This window comes from Mesorhizobium sp. M0590 (assembly GCF_040320905.1).
Lineage (GTDB): Bacteria > Pseudomonadota > Alphaproteobacteria > Rhizobiales > Rhizobiaceae > Mesorhizobium.
This window is the reverse complement of sequence record NZ_JAMYQN010000002.1, coordinates 558792-579309: the sequence shown is the minus strand read 5'-3', so window position 1 is coordinate 579309 and position 20518 is coordinate 558792. Positions and strand designations below refer to the sequence as shown.

At 63.1% G+C, this 20518-nt stretch carries 18 protein-coding genes and 1 pseudogene; 7 read left to right on the top strand and 12 right to left on the bottom strand.

Features of this window, described 5'->3' with window-relative positions:
• Positions 1-10: 10 nt before the first annotated feature.
• Positions 11-811 (top strand): C40 family peptidase, encoded by an 801-nt coding sequence (locus tag NKI52_RS06525; protein ID WP_352571573.1) that lies wholly within the window; start codon positions 11-13, stop codon positions 809-811.
• Positions 812-937: 126 nt separating this feature from the next.
• Here NKI52_RS06525 and NKI52_RS06520 read toward each other — a convergent pair whose 3' ends face one another.
• Positions 938-1741: a helix-turn-helix domain-containing protein gene (locus tag NKI52_RS06520; protein ID WP_352571572.1), complete on the bottom strand. Its 804-nt coding sequence runs from the start codon at positions 1739-1741 to the stop codon at positions 938-940.
• A gap of 115 nt (positions 1742-1856) precedes the next feature.
• Between NKI52_RS06520 and NKI52_RS06515 the strand changes: the two genes are divergently transcribed.
• Positions 1857-2717 carry an SMP-30/gluconolactonase/LRE family protein gene (locus NKI52_RS06515; RefSeq protein WP_352571571.1) on the top strand — a complete coding sequence of 287 codons (861 nt, stop codon included), beginning with the start codon at positions 1857-1859 and terminating at the stop codon, positions 2715-2717.
• A gap of 16 nt (positions 2718-2733) precedes the next feature.
• Here the strand turns inward: NKI52_RS06515 and NKI52_RS06510 are convergent.
• The 3 genes and pseudogenes from NKI52_RS06510 to NKI52_RS06500 all read right to left on the bottom strand — a co-directional run.
• Positions 2734-2983, bottom strand: a pseudogene (locus tag NKI52_RS06510) (sodium-independent anion transporter); the annotation flags it as partial.
• 258 nt (positions 2984-3241) lie between these two features.
• Positions 3242-3943, bottom strand: coding sequence for a phosphatase PAP2 family protein (locus NKI52_RS06505; RefSeq protein ID WP_352571569.1), 702 nt, complete (start codon positions 3941-3943; stop codon positions 3242-3244).
• Between the two features lie 14 nt (positions 3944-3957).
• Positions 3958-4296 carry a hypothetical protein gene (locus NKI52_RS06500; RefSeq protein ID WP_023679017.1) on the bottom strand — a complete coding sequence of 113 codons (339 nt, stop codon included), beginning with the start codon at positions 4294-4296 and terminating at the stop codon, positions 3958-3960.
• A 201-nt stretch (positions 4297-4497) separates the two neighbouring features.
• Between NKI52_RS06500 and NKI52_RS06495 the strand changes: the two genes are divergently transcribed.
• Positions 4498-6489 carry a PhoX family protein gene (locus tag NKI52_RS06495; protein ID WP_352697372.1) on the top strand — a complete coding sequence of 664 codons (1992 nt, stop codon included), beginning with the start codon at positions 4498-4500 and terminating at the stop codon, positions 6487-6489.
• A 100-nt stretch (positions 6490-6589) separates the two neighbouring features.
• Here the strand turns inward: NKI52_RS06495 and NKI52_RS06490 are convergent, their stop codons facing one another.
• The 4 genes from NKI52_RS06490 to NKI52_RS06475 form a co-directional block, all read right to left on the bottom strand.
• A complete protein-coding gene (locus NKI52_RS06490) occupies positions 6590-7270 on the bottom strand; it encodes a GNAT family N-acetyltransferase (protein WP_352697370.1) in 681 nt (226 codons plus the stop codon).
• Positions 7267-7758 carry a MarR family winged helix-turn-helix transcriptional regulator gene (locus NKI52_RS06485; RefSeq protein WP_023679020.1) on the bottom strand — a complete coding sequence of 164 codons (492 nt, stop codon included), beginning with the start codon at positions 7756-7758 and terminating at the stop codon, positions 7267-7269. The genes NKI52_RS06490 and NKI52_RS06485 overlap by 4 nt, the downstream gene beginning before the upstream one ends.
• A 161-nt stretch (positions 7759-7919) precedes the next feature.
• Positions 7920-8681 carry an ABC transporter permease gene (locus NKI52_RS06480; protein WP_352451914.1) on the bottom strand — a complete coding sequence of 254 codons (762 nt, stop codon included), beginning with the start codon at positions 8679-8681 and terminating at the stop codon, positions 7920-7922.
• Between the two features lie 14 nt (positions 8682-8695).
• Positions 8696-9622, bottom strand: coding sequence for an ABC transporter ATP-binding protein (locus NKI52_RS06475; protein ID WP_352571566.1), 927 nt, complete (start codon positions 9620-9622; stop codon positions 8696-8698).
• Positions 9623-9885: 263 nt separating this feature from the next.
• On the opposite strand from NKI52_RS06475, the gene NKI52_RS06470 reads away from it, so the two are divergent.
• The 3 genes from NKI52_RS06470 to NKI52_RS06460 all read left to right on the top strand — a co-directional run bounded on the left by NKI52_RS06470 (position 9886) and on the right by NKI52_RS06460 (position 14894).
• Entirely contained in the window at positions 9886-11259 is a 1374-nt protein-coding gene (locus tag NKI52_RS06470) for a cytochrome ubiquinol oxidase subunit I (protein ID WP_352571565.1), read from the top strand.
• A complete protein-coding gene (locus NKI52_RS06465) occupies positions 11256-12260 on the top strand; it encodes a cytochrome d ubiquinol oxidase subunit II (protein WP_352571564.1) in 1005 nt (334 codons plus the stop codon). The genes NKI52_RS06470 and NKI52_RS06465 overlap by 4 nt, the downstream gene beginning before the upstream one ends.
• 99 nt (positions 12261-12359) lie before the next feature.
• Entirely contained in the window at positions 12360-14894 is a 2535-nt protein-coding gene (locus NKI52_RS06460; protein WP_352620822.1) for a mechanosensitive ion channel family protein, read from the top strand.
• A 199-nt stretch (positions 14895-15093) separates the two neighbouring features.
• Here NKI52_RS06460 and msrA read toward each other — a convergent pair whose 3' ends face one another.
• The 4 genes from msrA to NKI52_RS06440 form a co-directional block, all read right to left on the bottom strand.
• Positions 15094-15822, bottom strand: a complete 729-nt coding sequence (msrA, locus tag NKI52_RS06455; RefSeq protein WP_352697368.1) for a peptide-methionine (S)-S-oxide reductase MsrA — start codon at positions 15820-15822, stop codon at positions 15094-15096.
• A 77-nt stretch (positions 15823-15899) separates the two neighbouring features.
• A complete protein-coding gene (locus tag NKI52_RS06450) occupies positions 15900-16220 on the bottom strand; it encodes a hypothetical protein (protein WP_352571561.1) in 321 nt (106 codons plus the stop codon).
• Between the two features lie 79 nt (positions 16221-16299).
• Positions 16300-17010, bottom strand: a complete 711-nt coding sequence (locus NKI52_RS06445) for a DUF1223 domain-containing protein (RefSeq protein WP_352620818.1) — start codon at positions 17008-17010, stop codon at positions 16300-16302.
• Between the two features lie 179 nt (positions 17011-17189).
• The gene (locus tag NKI52_RS06440; RefSeq protein WP_352640911.1) at positions 17190-18242 is read right to left on the bottom strand and encodes a TadE/TadG family type IV pilus assembly protein; all 1053 of its coding nucleotides are present in this window, start codon (positions 18240-18242) and stop codon (positions 17190-17192) included.
• A gap of 191 nt (positions 18243-18433) precedes the next feature.
• Here NKI52_RS06440 and lepA point away from each other — a divergent pair, with 191 nt between their 5' ends.
• Positions 18434-20239: a translation elongation factor 4 gene (lepA, locus tag NKI52_RS06435; RefSeq protein ID WP_352509385.1), complete on the top strand. Its 1806-nt coding sequence runs from the start codon at positions 18434-18436 to the stop codon at positions 20237-20239.
• Positions 20240-20518 lie beyond the last annotated feature (279 nt).

The window sequence follows — 20518 nt, the reverse complement described above, 5'->3', positions numbered from 1 at the left end:
GCCGTCTGGCATGACCGAGCCCGGCGACACGCTTCTGGACCGACTTGGCCGCTGGCTTGCCGGCCGGCTGCAGGAGGAATCGTCCGGCTACGAGCCTTACACGCCGTCGGACGCTGAAACGCTGCGCCGCACGCTCGAGCCCGGCGACATCCTGCTCATCGAAGGCAACCAGAAGATCTCGGCGGCGATCAAATACCTCACCCAGTCGACCTGGTCGCATGCCGCCTTCTATGTCGGCGATGCATTGCCGGAACCCGAGGACGGCTCGGAGCGGCGGCGCCTGATCGAGGTCACGCTTGGCGATGGCTGCACCGCCGTGCCGCTGTCGCGCTACCGCAGCTATAACACCCGCATCTGCCGGGCGAGCGGCCTGGCTCCCGAAGACCGCGACACGGTCGTCGCCTTCATGATCGGCAGGCTCGGTCTCAGATACGATCTCAAGAACATATTCGACATGCTGCGCTACTTCTTGCCGACGCCGCCGGTGCCGGTGCGTTGGCGCCGCCGCATGCTGGCTTTCGGTTCCGGCGACCCGACGCGCGCCATCTGCTCGTCGCTGATCGCCGAGGCATACGGCCGGATCCGCTACCCGATCCTGCCCGAGATTACCCGGGCGCCCGGCCGTGCTTCGGCCCAGTCGAGCTATTCGCGCAAGGAAATCCTGCACATCCGCCACCACTCGCTCTACACGCCGCGCGACTTTGACCTGTCGCCCTATTTCCGCATCGTCAAGCCGACGCTGGAATACGGCTTCGACTACCGGCAGATGGTCTGGGATGACAAGGTGGCGGCGAACAAGACCGCGGAATAGCCGCTCGATCTTGTGGTTGAGCAAGGGACGCTCTGAGAACCGGTTTGCGGCCGATACTCAGGGGTGAGAAGCTCAGTCAGACTGGCTGCCGCCAACAGCCAGGACTCGGTCGTTCTGCATTTTGACCTAGGCCGGCAGACGTCGTCCGTTTGCGGCAGCCGCAACTCGATCGTCCGTCCGTGCGCCTGCGTCGCGCGGATGCGGCCCGATCGGCATGATCACCGGGAACGGCGTTGCGCCGAACGCAAACGTCCATTTGTAACCAACCAGCCGGTCCTCGGGCGTCGTGTGCTGGTCGTGATGAGCAAGCAATTTGGCGCGCTCCGCCAACTCCTCCGCCTCGCGCCTGACCATTTCCGCCGTTTCCGGCCGCATCCGCCTGGAGAAGCTGACGAATGTCGACTCGCGCTCAAGATGGGTGATGGCCCAGCCGATGAAATTCTTGTTGGTCATCTCGAACAGCGGCCGCAATGGCCCGTCGAAGTTCCACTGGATCGGCGCCTCGACGAGCAGCCTTGCCGACAGGCCGCGACCGAGCGCAACCAGGCCGAGTTCCTCGAGCTCGCGCAGATAGAGGAACATCGAAGCCTCGCTCAGCCCTTGTGAGCGCATGATGCCTTCGGGCGTGAATTTCTCGGAAAGCATGACAAAGACGAACAGCAGTGCCGGCCGCCCGGCGAGCTTCCGCTCGATCTCCGGCGCGATCTGGTTGGCGGGTCCTGGTCCTCTGTTCATAGAGCCGAGCACGTTCTCCAACTCTACGCCGGCGGCAGTGCAGATCTCCATCAGCCGGTCGAGCTTGCAGTTGCGCTCGTGGAAGATGCGCTTCACCGTCGGCTCGGAAACACCCATCCGCTCGGCAAGGACGCGATAGGTGATGCCCTTTGCCTTAAGCGTCCGCTTCAGCGCTTCGAAGATCAGGCCGTTCATGGGATGCACCTCTTTTGCACGATTTGGTATCAGCCTTCGGTACTAGTCCTGATAGATCTTCCCGAAAAGTATCGAAAGGCCTAGCTCTCCGCCAGTCCATTACAGGAGACTAGCCATGAAGAGCCTCTTCACCTCGATACTTCTCGCCCTGGTCGGCATCGCGGCCGCGCCAGCAGTTCAGGCCGCTGAACTCTGGCGCACCGGCGGCCTCGAGCAGCCTGAATCGGCGCTGTTCGACGCCGCCGGCCAGCGCGTTATCGTCTCGAACATCGTCGGCAATCCCGGCGAAGCCGACGGCAACGGCTATCTGTCGATCCTGTCGATGGACGGCAAGCTAGTCACGCAACACTGGACCGGCGGCATGGACGCGCCCAAGGGCATGGCGATTGTCGGCGGCAAACTCTACGTCGCCGACCTCACCCATGTGCGCGTCGTCGACCTCGCAAGCGGCAAGCTAACATCGACGATCGACGTGCCGAACGCGGTCTTTCTCAACGACATGACCGCTGATGCATCCGGCAAGGTCTACGTCACGGATATGCTTGCCGATACGATCTATCGCATCGACGGCGGCCGGCCCGAACTGTTCGTCAGGGATGCGGCGCTTGCTTCGCCGAATGGCATCTTCGCCGATGGCGGCCGGCTGATCGTCGCTTCGTGGGGCAAGGGCATCAAGCCCGACTTCAGCACCGCGGAGCCGGGCGGCCTGCTCTCGGTCGATCTTGCTACCAAGGCCGTTTCGCCACTGGCTGGCGCGGAAAAGTTTGCCAACCTCGATGGCGTCGTTGCCATCGGCGGCAGCATCTACGCCACTGCCTATATGACCGGCACGCTCTACCGCTACAAAGCCGGCGGTACGCCGCAAGTGGTTGCGACGTTCAAACCGGGCAGCGCCGACATCGGCACCGACGGCAGGTCGACAATCTTCGTGCCGCTGATGAACGAGGGCGAGGTCTCAGCGTTGGGCCTCGACTAAGCCGGCAGTTGCCGGCTCAGGCGGCGGGCGCGGCTTTCCTCAGCTGCGCCCGCGCATCCGTGATCGAGGCGGCATAAGTCACCAGCGGCCGCTTGACACCGTGGTTGATCAGCATGCGGCGTATCCTGCGGTGAAGCGCCTGATATAATGAAGCGAACGCCGGCGCGGCTCGCCTTGTGGGCCGCACCCTCGATGACATTTGCTGCCGTCGAATCGAAGAACGGCACCGCCGAACAGTCGAGGATGAAGTTCCGGCGCTGGCGCGGTCGGCGAGGTCTTCCTGCACCAAGGATTGATGGTCTGCCTCCAAACATGCAGCACTCTTTGCCAGCCGATGCGCTGTCATGCTACAAACCTCGGCATCGTTTGGCGGGACATCCACTGCGATCCCGAATGCACAGGCACGACTTCAAAAGGATGAGCGGGTGAAGATATTCAAAGCGTTGGCGACCTCGACAGCTTGCTGTCGATGGTTTTCCTGCTGGCAGGCTGCGGTCATGGCCTGATCAATAGGCTGATTTGAGTCAGGTGCCGTCGGCCCGCCCAAGCCATCGCTGCAGGAACCGTGCCGCAAGCCAGCACAGCATCGCCCAGGCAAAGCCGGCGCACCAGCCGGCCAATACGTCGGACGGCCAGTGGACGCCGAGATAGATGCGGCTGATGCCGACCACCACCGTCGTCAGCACCGCCAGCCCGAGTACATAGATCTTCGTTGTCCGCCCGGGCAAAAACCGCGCCGCCATGCTGCCCAGCGTCAAATATGTCACCGCCGACAGCATGGCGTGGCCGCTCGGAAACGAAAGCGATGCCACATCGGCGAGATGCGAGACCAGATCAGGGCGCGGTCGGTCGATATCGAATTTCAGCACGCTTGACAGGAGCTGGCCGCCCGCTACCGCGACGAACATGAGAAGCGCCGCGCCTGGCCTGCGGATAAGGAGCAGATAGACGATCATTGCTGCCGTGATCAGCACCAGTACGCTGGCGCTGCCGAGGCTGGTGATGTCGCGCATCGCCCCTTCCAGCCACGCCGGTCCGATCGGATTGTCGGGCTGCCCGGCCTCGCGGAAGGCAAGCAGGATTTCGGTGTCGAAGGCATGCGGCGTGGTGGCCCGCGCCAGCTCCATCAGCTCCTCGAACCCCCACAGCCCGCCGGCAATGACCAGCCCGGCAAGCAGAACCGGGAACTCCAGCCAGTTGCGCAGTCTGCTTGCAATCTTCTTCATCGGCCCGATCGCAGTTACAGCCTTTGCAGATAGGGCCCGAGCGTGATCAGCGCCACAGCTGCGATGGCAAGCACGATGCCGGTTGCCTGTAAGGCATTGACGCGCTCGCCGAAGAAGACCAGCGCCACCACATTCACCGACACCAGCTGGATCACCGCCGACAGGCTGAACGACACCGACATGCCGAATTCACGGATCAGCCTCAGCATGATCAGATTGCCCAGCGAATAGAGCGCCAACGTCAGCACAATCTTGCCGAGGCTCGGCGCCAGCCCCCACTGTTTTGCGGCCATCGCCGCCAGCAGGAAGATCACCGTCGAAACGCAGAGCTGCCCAAGTCCCCAGAAACTCACTTTTGTTCTCTCCCGATGTGTCCCTACGCGCCTGCCGCAGCTCTTGTTTCCGAAGCGACGGTCGCGGTCAAGCGGGGCCGATGTTGGATACGAAATCGCAGGTGGCAATTAGCCGGCATGTCATCAAACTGTGACCTGCCGGCGATACCGGACTGGCCAGGCAACACGCTCCAGCAATCCATCCAGCCAGAGGCAGGCCCTATGACCGAACATCGCACCCCTGACGCCCATTTCCGAACCAGCCTGCTCGAGGAAAACGACGGGCCAGGAGCCAATCTCACCGACAACCGCACCATGGGTGAGATCATCGCCGCGCGGTTCTCGCGCCGCGGCTTCCTCAAGAGCTCGCTTGCCGTCTCGGCCATAGCCGCTACCGTCAGCCCGCTGGCGCTGATCACCGCCGACAACGCCCGCGCCGCCGAAGGCTCCGCCTTCGCTTTTGACGAGCTCGAGGCCGGCATCGACGACAAGCATCACGTCGCACCCGGCTATGACGCCGATGTACTGCTGCGCTGGGGCGATCCGCTGTTCGCCGATTCGCCGGAATTCGATCCGAGAAAACAGTCGGCGGAAGCCCAGGCCAGACAATTCGGCTACAACAACGACTATGTCGGCTATATCCCGATCGACGGCTCGGCCGAGCACGGCCTGCTGGTGGTCAACCACGAATACACCAATCCGCACCTGATGTTTCCGGGCCTCGTCACCATCGTCGACGGCAAGGCCAAGCAGGCGCCCCTCAGCAAGGAACAAGTCGACGTCGAGATGACGGCGCATGGCGGCACTATCGTCGAGATACGCAAGGTATCAGGCAAATGGCAGGTCGTTCGCGACGGCAAGCTCAACCGCCGCATCACCTCCAACACCGAGATCGCGCTCTCCGGCCCGGTCGCCGGCCACGACCGCGTCAAGACCAGCGCCGATCCGACCGGCACGAAGGTCATCGGCACCGTCAACAATTGTGCTGGCGGCGTCACGCCGTGGGGCACCTATGTCATGGCCGAGGAGAACATCCACGGCTATTTCTCGGGCGAGCTGCCGCAGGGGCATAAGGAAGCCGCCAATTACAAGCGCCTCGGCATTCCCGAAGGTGCCTATGAATGGGCAGCGCATTACGACCGTTTCGACATCGGCAAGGAGCCGAACGAGCCGAACCGCTTCGGCTGGATCGTCGAGGTCGACGTCCAGGCTCCGACTTCGGCGCCGAGGAAGCGCACCGCGATGGGGCGCTTCAAGCATGAGGGCGCCGAATCGATCGTCGCCAAGGATGGCCGTGTCGTCTTCTATCTCGGCGACGACGAGCGCTTCGACTATGTGTATAAGTTCGTCACCACAGGCAAGTTCGATCCGGACAACCGCGCCGCCAACATGGATTTGCTCGACGACGGCACCTTGCATGTCGCCAAGTTCGCCGAGGACGGTTCGGTCGAATGGCTGCCGATCGTCTTCGGCCAAGGGCCGCTGACGGCGGAGAACGGCTTTGCCAGCCAGGCCGACGTGCTGATCGAGACGCGCCGCGCCGCCGACCTGCTCGGCGCCACCAAGATGGACCGTCCGGAAGACATCCAGCCCAATGCCACCAACGGCAGGGTCTATGTCATGCTGACCAACAATTCGAAGCGCAAGGCCGACCAGGTCGACGCCGCCAACCCGCGTGCCGAAAATGCCTTTGGCCACATCATCGAGATCGTCGAGGACGGCGGTGATTTCACCGCGACAAAGGGCAGGTGGGAAATCCTGCTGAAATGCGGCGATCCCGCTGTGGCCGACGTCGGCGCCACCTTCTCGACCGCAACCACCGCCAATGGCTGGTTCGGCATGCCGGATAATTGCGCGGTCGATTCGGCCGGCCGCCTCTGGGTCGCCACCGACGGCCAAGGCCCGAAAGCCACCGGCCGCACCGATGGTCTGTGGGCTGTCGATACGGAGGGGAAGGCACGGGCGACATCAAAGCTGTTCTTCCGCGTGCCGATCGGCGCCGAAATGTGCGGTCCCCTGTTTGCGCCGGACGACCAGACCGCCTTCGTTGCCGTCCAGCATCCGGGCGACGGCGGCGAGGACTGGGAGGCTTTCGGCCGTCCGTCCTACTATGAGGATTTGTCGACGCGCTGGCCCGACTTCAAGCCGGACATGCCGGTGCGCCCGGCGGTCGTTGCCATCACCAGGCAAGGCGGCGGCAAGATCGCGGTCTGACACGCAGCCAGCTCTTGCATCTCGAGGAAGGATTTCGGCGACACGAAATCCTTCCTTGAGATACGGGATGCATCCATGCTGCGCATCATGCGCCGACTAATCATTCGGTGCGCTGAACCACGGCGACATTCATTGTGCTTCGCAACCTGAAGCCGATGGACTCGTATAACGCTATGGCCGCGGCGTTGCTGGCATAGGCGTGGAGATAGGGAACTTCGCCGCGCGCCACTATCCGGTTTGCCACGAATAGGGACAGCAGCTTGCCCAGGCCACCGCCGCGAAATTCCGGATGTGAGCACACCCCGCTGAGTTCGGTATAGCCAGGTTGCTTCGTGCGCTCACCGGCCATTGCCGCAAGCCTGCCCTCGATTTTCACACCCCAAAAATCGCCCAGGCTCAAGGCTTCGAGCGTGAATGGGCCAGGCTTGGTGAGCAATGCCAGGGCGAGCATCTCAGCAGCATCGTCTCGGGTCAGACGATGCACGCGCGGGTCGGAGACGATCTGCAATGGCTGCTCGGCGATCATCTGAACCCCGGCTGCGGTCGAAGTCGCGGAAAGCACCGTGGGCAGAGCAATCGCGTCCGCTTGAAGCAGGATCACACTCTCGCCCGGGGAGACAAGGTTTTCGAGCGCCCGCAGGCTTTCCGGGTCGTCCGCGCCAGTGGCGGCGAAAGGGACGATCGACGGCCGATATCGCATGGCGAGGTTGTCACCCTCCGCGAAGGCCCGATGTCGCGTCTGAAGCGCGCTCCAGATAGGGCGGTCGAGCAGATGTCTCATTGCGCGGCACCCTCAGGCTTATTTACACGACGGTCGAGAGGGGCAGCGGCGAGGCCGTCCTCGATGGCAGCCAGCTGCTCAAGAAGCGGCCCCGAAAAACCTGCGCACAAATCCGCAACCACGTTCTCGATGCAAGGCCAGACGTCGCGCTTTGCGACATCGACCAGCCGCCGGCCGTCCCGAGTAAGCGAGACGATCCTGCGCCGCTGGTCATCGGTCGACGGACTGACCTCGAGCAGTCCCAATCCGGCCAGAAGCGAGACGCTTCGCGTTACGCCTGGCTGCGCGATGCCAAGGGATTGCGCCAGTTCCCCGACCGACAGCGGACCCAGTCTGTCGAGCGCGGCCAGCAGCGGGTATTGGCTCGCCTGAACCGGGACATCCAGCCTGTCGAGCAGGCGCTGCGCCTCCGCTTGCAGTTGCTCGCCTATACGCTTCAGCCTGCTGCCCAGGCACAGGAAGCCAAGCGATCGTATGACGTCTTCCATAGGTCAATTCATCCCATGAACATCGATAACATGATATATAACAATGCATGAAAAGCAAGATCGAGGCATTCAAGCGCGGGTTCCAGGCATCGGGCGTATGTCGCCTTCGGCAAGGAAAGGTCGATCGATAAGGCTGATTCGCCTGGACGAGGCCCGTTCGATCAGTTGCGCAGCCGGTAGCCGGTCCTGAAGATCCAGGCGACGATCGCTATGCAGATGAGCAGGAAGACCACCGTCATGCCGAGGCTGACGCCGACCGAAACGTCGGACTTGCCGTAGAAGCTCCAGCGGAACCCACTGACCAGGTAGACCACCGGGTTGAACAGCGTCACCGTGCGCCAGATGCCGGGCAGCATGTTGATCGAATAGAAGCTGCCGCCGAGGAAGGTCAGCGGCGTGATGATCAGCAGCGGCACCAGCTGCAGCTGCTCGAAGCTCTTCGCCCAGATGCCGATGATAAAGCCGAACAGGCTGAAGGTCACCGCCGTCAGCACCAGGAAGGCGAGCATCCAGAACGGATGCTCGATCGTCAGCGGCACGAACAGCGAGGCCGTCGCCAGGATGATCAGGCCAAGCACGATCGACTTTGTCGCCGCGCCCCCGACATAGGCGATGACGATCTCCAGATAGGACACCGGCGCGGACAGCAATTCGTAGATCGAGCCGACGAATTTCGGAAAATAGATGGCGAAGGAGGCGTTGGAGATCGATTGCGTCAGCAGCGACAGCATGATCAGCCCCGGTACGATGAAGGCGCCGTAGCTGATGCCGTCGATCTCGGTGATGCGCGAGCCGATGGCCGAACCGAAGACGACGAAATAGAGCGACGTCGAAATGACCGGCGAAACGATGCTCTGCAGCACAGTGCGAAGGGCGCGCGCCATCTCCACCCGATAGATCGCCCATACCGCATGAAGATTCATGGCCGCGCGCGGGTTCATGCCGGTTTCCTCACCAGATTGACGAAGATCTCCTCGAGCGAGCTGTTTTCCGTATCGATGTCGCGGAACTGGATGCCGGCCGCCTCGAGCTCGCGGATCAGCGAGGCGACGCCCGGCCGTTCGCTCTGGTTGTCATAAGTATAGGTCAGCTGTCCGCCATCCGGCGAAAGCTCCAGCGCGTAGTGCGAAAAAGCATCGGGAACGGTGGCCAGGGGACTGCGCAGTTCCAGCACAAGCCGTTTGCGGCCAAGCTTGCGCATCAGCTCGGCCTTGTCCTCCACCAGCACGATCTCGCCGCGGTTGATGACGCCGACGCGGTCGGCCATCGCCTCGGCTTCTTCGATGTAATGCGTGGTCAGGATGATGGTGACGCCGTCTTCGCGCAGCCGGCGCACCATCGCCCACATGTCCTGGCGCAGTTCGACATCGACGCCTGCCGTCGGTTCGTCGAGGAACAGGATGCGCGGCTCGTGCGACAGCGCCTTGGCAATCATCAGCCGGCGCTTCATGCCGCCGGACAGCGTGATCGCCTTGGCGTCCTTCTTGTCCCAGAGCGACAGGTCGCGCAGCACCTTTTCGACGAACGCCCTGTCCGCCGGCTTGCCGAACAGGCCGCGGCTGTAGTTAACCGTCGCCCACACGCTCTCGAAGGCGTCGATGGTCAGTTCCTGCGGCACCAGCCCGATCAGACTGCGCGCGGCGCGGTAGTCGCGGTTGATGTCATGGCCGTCGACGGTGACGGAACCCGACGAGCGGTTGACGATGCCGCAGACGATCGAGATCAGCGTTGTCTTGCCGGCGCCATTCGGCCCGAGCAGCGCAAAGATCTCGCCGCGCACGATGTCGAGATTGATCTCCTTCAGCGCCTTGAAGCCGGTGGCGTAGGTCTTGGTGACCCCGGAAATCGAGATGATCGGCTGCATGGCTGAAAACGACTGCTTGAAACAGAGTTGTTGATTTAATCCGCTGAATGTCGGTTCGCAAATCCGGATGTCAATGGCGCTCCTGACAGTTCTGGACCATCGAGGTTCGCCGGAATAGGCAACACCTGCCCGGTCGTCCAGCCAAATTCCACGCAAAAGCAGATTAACCGCACTGCGGCGTTCCGCCTCGCGGCGGGACGCCGCTTTGACCGTCCGGTGCATCAAGCCTATCCTTCAACAAACAAGCAGCAGCCGGAGCCGCCATGGACCCGCTCATTCTGTCGCGCATACAGTTCGGCGCGAACATCTCGTTCCACATCCTGTTCCCGGCGATCACCATCGCGCTCGGCTGGGTGCTGCTGTTCTTCAAGCTCCGCTACAACGCGACAAACGATTCCGCCTGGATGCGCGCTTATTTCACCTGGGTTAAGGTATTCGCGCTGTCCTTCGCCATGGGCGTGGTTTCCGGCGTCACCATGAGTTTTCAGTTCGGCACCAACTGGCCGGGCTATATGGAGACGGTCGGCAACATTGCCGGCCCGCTGCTGGCCTACGAAATCTTGACCGCCTTCTTCCTCGAGGCGGCGTTCCTCGGCATCATGCTGTTCGGCTTCCGCCGTGTCTCGAACCGCGTCCACACGCTGGCGACGGTGCTGGTGGCCGGCGGCACCACCTTGTCCGCCTTCTGGATCATCGCGCTCAATTCGTGGATGCAGACGCCGGCCGGCTTCGAAATGCGCGATGGTGTTGCGCACGCCACCGACTGGTGGGCCGTTGTCTTCAATCCGTCCATGCCCTACCGGCTCGTCCATATGCTGCTTGCTTCGGGCCTGACCGTCTCGTTCCTGGTCGCCGGCCTGTCGGCGCTGCGCTATCTCTACGGCGATCGCTCGGAATCGATGTGGAAGGCGCTGCGCACCGGCGTCTTCACCGCCGCGATCCTGATCCCCATCCAGATCTTTGCCGGCGACCAGCACGGCCTCAACACGCTGGAACACCAGCCGCAGAAGATCGCCGCGATGGAGGCCAACTGGAACACCGGTCCCAACGTGCCGCTGGTGCTGTTTGCGCTTCCCGATGAAGCGGCCAAGGAGAACAGGTTCGAGCTCACCATTCCCGATGGCGCCAGCCTCATCCTCAGGCACAGCGCCGGCGGCGTCGTACCGGGGCTGAACGATTATGCCGGCAACCATCCCCCGGTATTTCCGGTGTTCTGGGGCTTTCGCATCATGGTCGGCACCGGCCTCCTGATGCTCGCCGTCTCCTGGTCGGCGGCCTTCTTCCTCAAGCGCCGCCACGGCCTGCCCAAGCCGCTGGCGCTTGTCATGGTGCCGATGGCGCTGTCCGGCTGGCTGGCGACGCTGGCCGGCTGGTACACCACCGAGATCGGCCGCCAGCCCTGGCTGGTCACCGGCGTGCTGCGTACCGCCGATGCTGTCGGGCCGGTCGCCGGCAGCCATGTCGCGCTGTCGCTCGCGGTCTATCTCATCCTCTATGTGCTGCTCTTGATCGCCTATCTCGGCGTGTTGGTGCATCTGGCATTGAAGGCGGCGAAGGATGGTGACACCTCGCCGCTACCGGGCGTCATGAACAGGCCGCTGTCGCAGCCGGTTGCGCAACCAGGAGAAACATCATGAGCTTCGACTGGCCGACCCTGCTGCCTCTGATCTTCGCCGGCCTGATGGGCCTCGCTATCCTGATCTACGTCATCCTCGACGGCTTCGATCTCGGCATCGGCATCCTGTTCGCCGCAGCCGAAGACACCGAACAGGATACGATGATCGCCGCCATCGGCCCGTTCTGGGACGCTAACGAGACCTGGCTGGTGCTGGCGGTGGGCTTGCTGCTGGTCGCCTTTCCATTGGCGCACGGCACCATTCTGACGGCGCTCTACATTCCGGTCTTCGTGCTGCTGGTCGGCTTGATCCTGCGCGGCGTCGCCTTCGATTTCCGCGCCAAGGTGCCGGCCGGCAGGAAGCACCGCTGGAACCGCATCTTCTTCCTCGGCTCGGTCATCGCTTCGCTGGCGCAAGGTTATATGCTCGGCGTCTATGTGCTCGGCCTCGACGTCGGCCCTGGCGGCATGGCGTTCGGCGCGCTGGTGGCGCTCTGCCTTGCCGCGGCCTACGCGGCGATGGGCGCGGCCTGGGTCATCTATAAGACCGAAGGCGATCTGCAGAAGAAGGCGGTGCTGTGGCTGCGCACGGCGTTGGTGCTGACCGCGCTCGGCATGGTCGCGGTATCGCTGGCCACGCCCTTTGCCAGCGCGCGCATCTTCGACAAATGGTTCGTCTGGCCGGCCATGCTCTATTTGTCGCCGCTGCCGATCCTGTCGGCAGTGCTGTTCCTGTGGCTGTGGCGCCAGACCTTCCATCTGCCGAAGCCCGACGACCGCCACGCGCTGCTCCCGTTCCTGACATTGGCCGCGATCTTCACGCTCGGCTTTGCCGGCCTCGCCTGGTCGTTCTACCCCTTCGTGGTGCCCGACCGGCTGACCATCTGGCAGGCTGCTTCGGCACCCGAAAGCCTGGCCGTCATCCTGGTCGGGACGGTCGTCGTGCTGCCGATCATCATCTTCTATTCGTTCTTTGCCTACCGGGTGTTCGCCGGCAAGGCGACGGATCTGACCTATGACTGACCGGTATCGCCGTCGCCTGAAACAGAATATTCATCTTCAAGCGGAATAACCTTCTCTGGCCGGCCCAGCAGAATCGCCGGCAAGAAGAAGGGCAACAGAATGAACCCCTTTTCTGCGGCAGGACAGGATCGGCTGCTGCTTTTGCTGATCCGGACGGTCGCGCTGATCGGCGCACTCGCGCTTGCCGGCCTGCTGCCGGCCATGCCGCAGGCGCATGCCCAGGACGCGGCCAACTGGACGGGCGTGTGGGACACGAAGTGGCGCGGCGGCGGCGCCCAGATCAAGTTCGAGCAGACGGGCACTGACGTAAAGGGCGTGTACCCGCTTTATAACGGCCGTATCGAGGCCAAGGCCGAAGGCGACAAGCTTGTCGGCCACTGGTTCGAAGGCGACCGCCAGGGCGCCTTCACCTTCGTCCAATCGCCTGACGGCGGCAGCTTCATGGGCCGCTTCGATGCCGCCACCGCCGAATGGTGGACAGGTGTGCGCGTCAGCGCCGTCGAGGACGTCCGTGTCGACCAGTCGAGCCCGATGAGCACCATGCGCTCGTTCCTGCAGACGATGAACGAGAGCGGCGCCGACAACGTGCCGCGCGCCACCGGTGGCGGCATGGGTCTTGCCGGTCTGGCAGCGGGTCTCGTCGACGTCACCGAGGCCGACCGCGGCGGCCTCAACATGCCCGATTACACCAAGCTTCTGTTCACCGTCATCGACAACGCGACGTTCCGTCTGTGGAGCCTGCCGCATGATGCGATTTCCGGAGACGAGGTGACGGCGACGCTGCCGCAATACGGCACCAGGGTCTCCTTCGCCGTCACTTTTCGCCGCAAGAATGGCGACTGGTTCATCGTCGGGCCGCCACTTGGCCAACTCCAGGCAAAGCTCGCCGAATTCCAGGAAGCGCGTGGCGAAGCCGTCGACATGGTCGACGATCCGAGCAGGCTCGCCTCGCCGCGCGACACGTTCAAGGTACTGTTGAGCGGCCTCACCGAAGCCGGCGACCCGGCCCAGGCGGCGCTCGACCTGCGCAACTACAGTCAGGCGGTGCGTGGCGACGAGGCGTTCCTGCTCGAGCGCTATCTCAAAAAGGTCATCGACCGCATCGGCTACGTCTATTGGCAGGAGATCCCCGACGATCCGAAGAGCAACACCCCCTTCGTCTATTTCGAGCATCCCGCCGGCAACATCGTCATCGGCCCAGTCGAGACTGAGAAGGGCAAGATCTGGCAGTTCACGCCCGAGACGCTCGCCCACATCCGCGCGCTCTACGCCGATGTCGAAGACATGCCGGTGGCGCCGGAATTCGCCGCCTTCGCCAGCACCGACCCGTTCTTCATCGCCCGTGGCCTCGCCCGCGAGATCAGCCCCGGCCTGCTCACCCGCGCCGGCCCGATGGAGCACTGGCAATGGTGGATGCTCGGCCTTGCCGCACTGGCCGGCATCGTCTTCGGCTTCATCGCCAATGCGCTGATTTCCTTGTTTGTGCGAAGGACGGACAGCCCGGCCTTCTTCCGCATTGTCGAATGGGCGGTGCGCTCGATCGTGCTTGGCCTCTTCCTGCTGTTGACGCTGCGCCCGCTCGGTCTGCCGCAAGTGGTCGCCGCCCCGGTCAAGGCAATCGCCTGGAGCCTGGTCGTGATTGGCGCCGTGCCGGTGGTCTGGCACCTGATCGGCAAGGTCGCCGACCATTACCGTGGACTGTGGCAGGTGCCCGGCTATCACGACACGCTGATTTCGCTGTCCACCGGCGTGGCGCGCGTCGCCGTGCTGGTCGTCGCCTTCCTGCTGCTGGCCGAAGTGCTCGCCATCCCCTACGAAGGCGTCATTGCCGGTCTCGGCATCGGCGGTCTGGCGGTGGCGCTGGCGGCGCAGCCGACGCTGCAGAACTTCCTCTCCGGCCTGACGCTCTATGCCGACCGGCCGGTCAGCGTCGGCGACTTCTGCAAGTTCGGCGACCAGTCCGGCACGATCGAGCATATCGGCATGCGCTCCACCCGCATCCGGTCGCTCGACCGCACGATCATCTCGGTGCCAAACTCGGATTTCGCCGGCATGCAGATCGAGAACTACGCGCATCGCGACCGCACCCGGTTCGCGACGACGCTGCAGCTGCGCTACGAAACGACGCCCGATCAGCTACGTTACGTCCTGGCCGAGCTGCGCAAGTTGCTGATTGCCCATCCGCGCGTCATCGATGAGCCGTGCCGCGTGCGCTTTGCCGGCTTCGGCGCCTATTCGCTCGATATCGACGTGTTCACTTATATCAAAACCGCCGACGTGGCCGATTTTCAAGCCATCCGCGAGGACATCCTGTTGTCCATGATCAACATCATGGATGATGCCGGCGCGCAGTTCGCCTTCCCTTCGTCACTGGAATACAGAGCCACCGACCTTCCGGTCGACGACGAAAAACGCATCGCCGCGGAGAAAAGGGTCAGCGATTGGCGCGAGGCGCAAAACCTGCCTTTCCCCGACTTCAGCCAGATCGACAAATTCGCCCTCAACAACACACTTGCCTACCCGCCTGAGGGCTCGGCGCATTATCGCGAGACAGAGCCCGACCCGGACTCGGCCGAGGCAAAGGCGACGCTGGAGAAGGTGCGCTGGAGCCTGCCCTGGAAAAAGGGGGAGTAGTGCGAAGCGCGGAAACTGCTGATCTCCCCCCTTGAGGGGGAGATGTCGCTGAAAGCGACAGAGGGGGTCGCCGCGCGTGGAGTGCCAACTTCGTCTTCCTCGATATGCCGGACCGCGTCGCGCCAACCGAACCGACCCCCTCTGGCCTGCCGGCCATCTCCCCCTCAAGGGGGGAGATCAGCAGGCCCCGCCGCAAAACTCAGCTCTTGCTGGCGGCCAGCACCAGTACCGGCTTTTCGCGGTAGAGGTTGGGGAAGAGCCGCTTCAGATTCTCGACCTTGGGCAGATCGTTGTAGACGATATAGGGATAGGTCGGGTTGAGCGTCAGAAAGTCCTGGTGATAGTCCTCGGCCGGATAGAAGGTCTTGCCGGTCTCCAGCGTCGTCACGATCGGCTTGGGAAACACCTTGGCCTTGTCGAGCTGGGCGATGTAGCCTTCGGCGATCTTTTTCTGCGTGTCGTTTTCGGCAAAGATCGTCGAACGGTACTGGGTGCCGCTGTCCGGCCCCTGGTAGTTCAGCTGCGTCGGATTGTGCGCGACCGAGAAATACACCTGCAGCAGCTGGCCGTAGGTCACCTCGGACGGCTCGTAGGTGATCTCGACGGATTCGGCATGGCCCGTCCGGTTGGTGCCGACCATTTCATAGACGGCCGTGTCCTTGTCGCCGCCGGCATAGCCGGAAACGGCGCTGGTGACGCCGTTGACGTGCTGGAACACGCCTTGCACACCCCAGAAGCAGCCGCCGGCGAAGACCGCCTTTTCGGTGCCGGCGGTGGCCTTCTCGTCCAATGCCGGCGGCGGGATCACCACCGCGTCTTCGGCCGAGACTGCCGGCGTCTGCCAGAGCACGGCCGCGGCGGCCGTGAGGATGAGCGCGGCAAGTGCTGCTTTTGCGAAAATCGACGATCGTTTCAGGGCTCCCGTCATGTCTGATCTCCCATGATGCTGGTGTGGATTATACGACGGATAGGTCCGCCGGGCTCTCACATTGCTGTGCGCATCGCCTATTTGGCCGGAGCCATGGCATCGCAGGCCTTGGTCGCTTCGGCTTTCTTCATGGCGTCCGTCTCGGCGGCGGCCTTGGCCATGCAGTCGGCCTTCATCGGATCTGTCGCCTTCATCGCGGTCGTGGCCATCGCGTCAGCCGCCATGGCGCCGGCCGGCTTCATTGCGTCCGTTGCCGGTTTCATGGCGTTTGTTGCCATGGCGTTCGCCGGCTTCATCGCATCTTCGGCCCGCGCCGCGCCTCCTGCGAACAGCGCCGTCGAGCAAAGTGCGAAGGCGAGTGCCGCCAGGGTCGGGCGATTGGTCAAAGGATTGGTCATGATGATCTCCTAGGGTTTGGCAGGGGTTGACGGCATGCAGCGGCGCCGCTGCGGCGTTGCGCAAATTTCGGAACGGGTTCTAATTCGCTGCGGCAGCGAGGATCGGCCCGCCGCCCGGCACCTGCACCAGCACCGCTGTGCTGAGGCCGCCCGTCGCCGCCGGCAGCGGCAGTGCGGTGGCGTCGCCGGTCCAACTGCCCAGCCTGGTCAGCGAATGCACGACATTGGCGTGCGGCAGCGTGCGGCCGGTGTTTTCTCCGCGCGCCACCGGCACCTCGACGACGCCCTTGTCGTAACGCACCAGCCAGACATCGGCCCTGCCGCCGGGCACCGGACCGGCGCCGATGCTGACCTTCCCGCCGGCGAGCGACAACGAAGGTCCGTCACCGTGGCCGCCACTCGAAATCAACTGCTCGATCTCGCCCGGCCTGGCGCCGACGGCATCGGCCCTGCCGTTGACCACCACTTGCGGCGTGAACGGGCCGGAACGGCCGAGCGACGGTTCATAGCGGACCTGGCGCTGCGTGAATTCTTCTTTGCCGAATGTGTCCTTCCAGCCGAGATAGTCCCAGTAGGTGACGTTGAAGGACAGCGCCAGCACGCCGGGCCGGTCCTTGACCTTGATCAGATTGGCGTTGGCCGGCGGACAGGACGAGCAGCCCTGGCTGGTGAACAGCTCTACGACGGTCAGCGTCTGGCCGGCGGCCGCGCTGGTTGCCGACAGCACAGTCGCGGAAAACAGTGCCGCGGCGAGCCCCATCAGGGCTGTGCTTCGTTCCGATCCGGTCATCGCTGTTCTCCTGTGCGGTTCCATGTCCACACTTCGCCGCCGACACACGGTTCGTTACAGCATCACCGCTTCGTGATTGAGGAGAAGTCCGAGTTCCTAGAGCATTAGCGAGAGCCGAGGGGATGTCCGATCTCCCCCCTTGAGGACCCACAAGGGGGAGATCGGCACTCAAGTCGCCCCTATTGTGTGAGCACGGTTTCCGAAGGCCGCTTGTTGAACGCGCACTTGCCGGTCACAAAATAGGAAAAATCGGCATCGTCTATGGTGTTGTTGGTAAGTGATCCGCCATCTTCCCACGCTTGACTGCTGGTGATGCCGCACGGCACGGCCTCAAAGATGTCGACAGTCGTATTGGCCAGCGTCTTGACCTTGTCGATAAACAATCGGTCGGACGTGGCCGGATCGTCCGATCGCAGGGTTTCTTTCGTGCCCGAGGCCAGATAGCCGCCGCCAAGACCAGGATTGGGATTCGGAATCTTCATCTCCAGAGACAGGTTATCCATGTCCTTCACGTCGATCACCGCACCGGCGCCGGTCGCGGGATACATCGTGTTGACGCAGGTGGTTGCGTATTTCCTGGTACCGCTGATCTGAGTGATTGTGCCGGTGGGCAAGCCATAGAAGCTGGTCACCGTGACGGTCGTGCATACTTGTTTCTGGACCAGCGTCTCCGTCGTTCCGTTGATCGTGTAAACAGAGGACGTCCCGTAGCCTTTGGGATCGCCAAACCTGTTGTACGCGTAGGAGATCCTCATCAGCTTGTTGGCCGCCGCGTCACCTGGTTTGGTGCCGTAGAGCGTCACCGTCTTGTCCCACCAGCCAGAGATCTTGTCGACCTTGAACGTGGCTTGCACCAATGCCGGCCGCTTTGTCACTGCCGACGCAACGCCGATCTGCACCGTGTTGATCCTGGCGATCTGCATGAAATTCGTCGGCATGGCAAAGCCGGCCGAAGCCTTGATGCTGGCGGCGCCGTCGGTGGCGACGACGAAGCTGTCGAGCTTGGCCGTGCCTTGCCCGCCATTGGCCAGGTATGCCTCCTGCAGTTTTACCTGGCGGTCCGCCAGTGAGGTGTCCGTCGAAAGCGTCGTGATCGACAGCGACGCTGCATCGAGGGCGTTCTGCATCGATGCCCTGGTTGAAACCGCAGAGGTATAGTCGATGGAAAAACCCAATGCGGCAACCATCGGGATAAGCAAGATGGCGAGCAATGGCGCGAACGAGCCGCTCACCGATCTGAGAAATTTGCGTGCTGACAACGGCATTCCGATCCCCCCGAAACGGCGATGGCCAGTGGGCTATCACGCCGGGCGCGAACTATGCTCTAATCTCATGGATCAAAGTTTAACGACTTTGCCGCCCCGCCGCCGCACCCGCGCCCCGCCGCTTGCCGATGTAGCGTGCCCCTGCTAAAGCGCGCCGCATGACCACGCCGATCAAAAACATCCGCAACTTCTCCATCGTTGCCCATATCGACCATGGCAAATCCACGCTTGCCGACCGGCTGATCCAGTCGACCGGCGGGCTGGAGCTGCGCGACATGAAGGAGCAGGTGCTGGACTCGATGGACATCGAGCGCGAGCGCGGCATCACCATCAAGGCGCAGACGGTGCGGCTGAAATACCGCGCCAACAATGGCGAGGACTATATCCTCAACCTGATCGACACGCCCGGCCATGTCGACTTCGCCTATGAAGTGTCGCGCTCGCTCGCCGCCTGCGAAGGTTCACTGCTGGTCGTCGACGCCTCGCAAGGCGTCGAGGCGCAGACGCTGGCCAATGTCTACCAGGCGATCGACAACAACCACGAGATCGTCGTGGTGCTGAACAAGGTCGACCTGCCCGCCGCCGAGCCCGAGCGCATCCGCGAACAGGTCGAGGAGGTGATCGGCATCGACGCCTCCAACGCCGTGCTGATTTCGGCCAAGACCGGCCTCGGCATTCCCGACGTGCTCGAAGCGATCGTCAACGATCTGCCGCCGCCGCGCGAGGGCGACATCGCGGCCCCGCTGAAGGCGATGCTGGTCGACAGCTGGTACGACGCCTATCTCGGCGTTATCGTGCTGGTCCGCATCATCGACGGCGTGCTGAAGAAGGGCCAGACCATCCGCATGATGGGCACCGGCGCCAGGTACCTGGTCGAGCGCACCGGCGTCTTTACGCCCGCCCGCATCAATGTCGACGAGCTCGGCCCCGGCGAGTTCGGCTTCTTCACCGGCTCGATCAAGGAAGTCGCCGACACTCGCGTCGGTGACACCATCACCGAGGACAAGCGCCCGACGGCACAGGCCCTGCCCGGCTTCAAGCCGGCGCAGCCGGTGGTGTTCTGCGGCCTGTTCCCGGTCGACGCCGCCGATTTCGAGGATCTGCGCGCCGCCGTCGGCAAGCTGCGCCTCAACGACGCCTCCTTCTCCTTTGAAATGGAAACCAGTGCCGCCCTTGGCTTCGGCTATCGCTGCGGCTTCCTTGGCCTGCTGCATCTCGAAATCATCCAGGAGCGGCTGGAGCGCGAATTCAATCTCGATCTCATCGCCACCGCGCCTAGCGTCGTCTACCGCCTGCTGTTGAACGACGGCACGGTCAAGGAACTGCACAACCCGGCCGACATGCCCGACGTGGTCAAGATTTCGGCCATCGAGGAGCCGTGGATCCGCGCCACCATCCTCACCCCGGACGACTATCTCGGCGGCATCCTGAAACTCTGCCAGGACCGGCGCGGCATCCAGGCCGACCTGTCCTATGTCGGCAAGCGCGCCATGCTGATCTACGACCTGCCGCTCAACGAAGTCGTCTTCGACTTCTACGACCGGCTGAAGTCGATCTCCAAGGGCTACGCCTCCTTCGACTATCACCTGACCGACTATCGCGAGGGCGACCTGGTCAAAATGTCGATCCTGGTCAATGAGGAGCCGGTCGACGCGCTATCGATGCTGGTCCACCGCACGGCGGCGGAAAAGCGCGGCCGCCAGATGTGCGAGAAGCTGAAGGAGTTGATCCCGCATCATCTGTTCAAGATCCCGATCCAGGCGGCGATCGGCGGCAAGGTCATCGCCCGCGAGACCATCTCGGCGCTGCGCAAGGACGTCACCGCCAAATGCTACGGCGGCGACGTATCACGCAAGCGCAAGCTGCTCGACAAGCAGAAAGAGGGCAAGAAGCGGATGCGCCAGTTCGGCAAGGTGGACATCCCGCAGGAGGCGTTTATCCAGGCCTTGAAGATGGGGGATTGAGAAGCCGGTTGGCGCGCACAGCGCCAAGCCATCGATCCAGTGAATCGATGGCAGGCTTCGAAAGCGGGGGAGCTGCCGGAGGCAGCGGGCCCCCCGCCAGCGCGACGCTGAAGCGGCAGGGTGGAGATGGGGCGCAAGCGCCATCAGGGCTGCCAGCAGGACTCTTTGGGTAGTTGTTCAGTCTGCGTCCGCCAAATATCCGCAGTTGAGAATATTTTGCGGATCGTTGTGTATACGACCGCCAATCCTCCACTCTTGCTATTTGCCGGAAACAACAAT

Excerpts from the sequence above, each read along its gene's own strand:
- NKI52_RS06525 (WP_352571573.1), top strand. The coding sequence starts at position 11 with ATGACCGAGCCCGGCGACACGCTTCTGGACCGACTTGGCCGCTGGCTT.
- NKI52_RS06520 (WP_352571572.1), bottom strand. The coding sequence starts at position 1,741 with ATGAACGGCCTGATCTTCGAAGCGCTGAAGCGGACGCTTAAGGCAAAG.
- NKI52_RS06515 (WP_352571571.1), top strand. The coding sequence starts at position 1,857 with ATGAAGAGCCTCTTCACCTCGATACTTCTCGCCCTGGTCGGCATCGCG.
- NKI52_RS06505 (WP_352571569.1), bottom strand. The coding sequence starts at position 3,943 with ATGAAGAAGATTGCAAGCAGACTGCGCAACTGGCTGGAGTTCCCGGTT.
- NKI52_RS06495 (WP_352697372.1), top strand. The coding sequence starts at position 4,498 with ATGACCGAACATCGCACCCCTGACGCCCATTTCCGAACCAGCCTGCTC.
- NKI52_RS06490 (WP_352697370.1), bottom strand. The coding sequence starts at position 7,270 with ATGAGACATCTGCTCGACCGCCCTATCTGGAGCGCGCTTCAGACGCGA.
- NKI52_RS06485 (WP_023679020.1), bottom strand. The coding sequence starts at position 7,758 with ATGGAAGACGTCATACGATCGCTTGGCTTCCTGTGCCTGGGCAGCAGG.
- NKI52_RS06480 (WP_352451914.1), bottom strand. The coding sequence starts at position 8,681 with ATGAATCTTCATGCGGTATGGGCGATCTATCGGGTGGAGATGGCGCGC.
- NKI52_RS06475 (WP_352571566.1), bottom strand. The coding sequence starts at position 9,622 with ATGCAGCCGATCATCTCGATTTCCGGGGTCACCAAGACCTACGCCACC.
- NKI52_RS06470 (WP_352571565.1), top strand. The coding sequence starts at position 9,886 with ATGGACCCGCTCATTCTGTCGCGCATACAGTTCGGCGCGAACATCTCG.
- NKI52_RS06465 (WP_352571564.1), top strand. The coding sequence starts at position 11,256 with ATGAGCTTCGACTGGCCGACCCTGCTGCCTCTGATCTTCGCCGGCCTG.
- NKI52_RS06460 (WP_352620822.1), top strand. The coding sequence starts at position 12,360 with ATGAACCCCTTTTCTGCGGCAGGACAGGATCGGCTGCTGCTTTTGCTG.
- msrA (WP_352697368.1), bottom strand. The coding sequence starts at position 15,822 with ATGACGGGAGCCCTGAAACGATCGTCGATTTTCGCAAAAGCAGCACTT.
- NKI52_RS06450 (WP_352571561.1), bottom strand. The coding sequence starts at position 16,220 with ATGACCAATCCTTTGACCAATCGCCCGACCCTGGCGGCACTCGCCTTC.
- NKI52_RS06445 (WP_352620818.1), bottom strand. The coding sequence starts at position 17,010 with ATGACCGGATCGGAACGAAGCACAGCCCTGATGGGGCTCGCCGCGGCA.
- lepA (WP_352509385.1), top strand. The coding sequence starts at position 18,434 with ATGACCACGCCGATCAAAAACATCCGCAACTTCTCCATCGTTGCCCAT.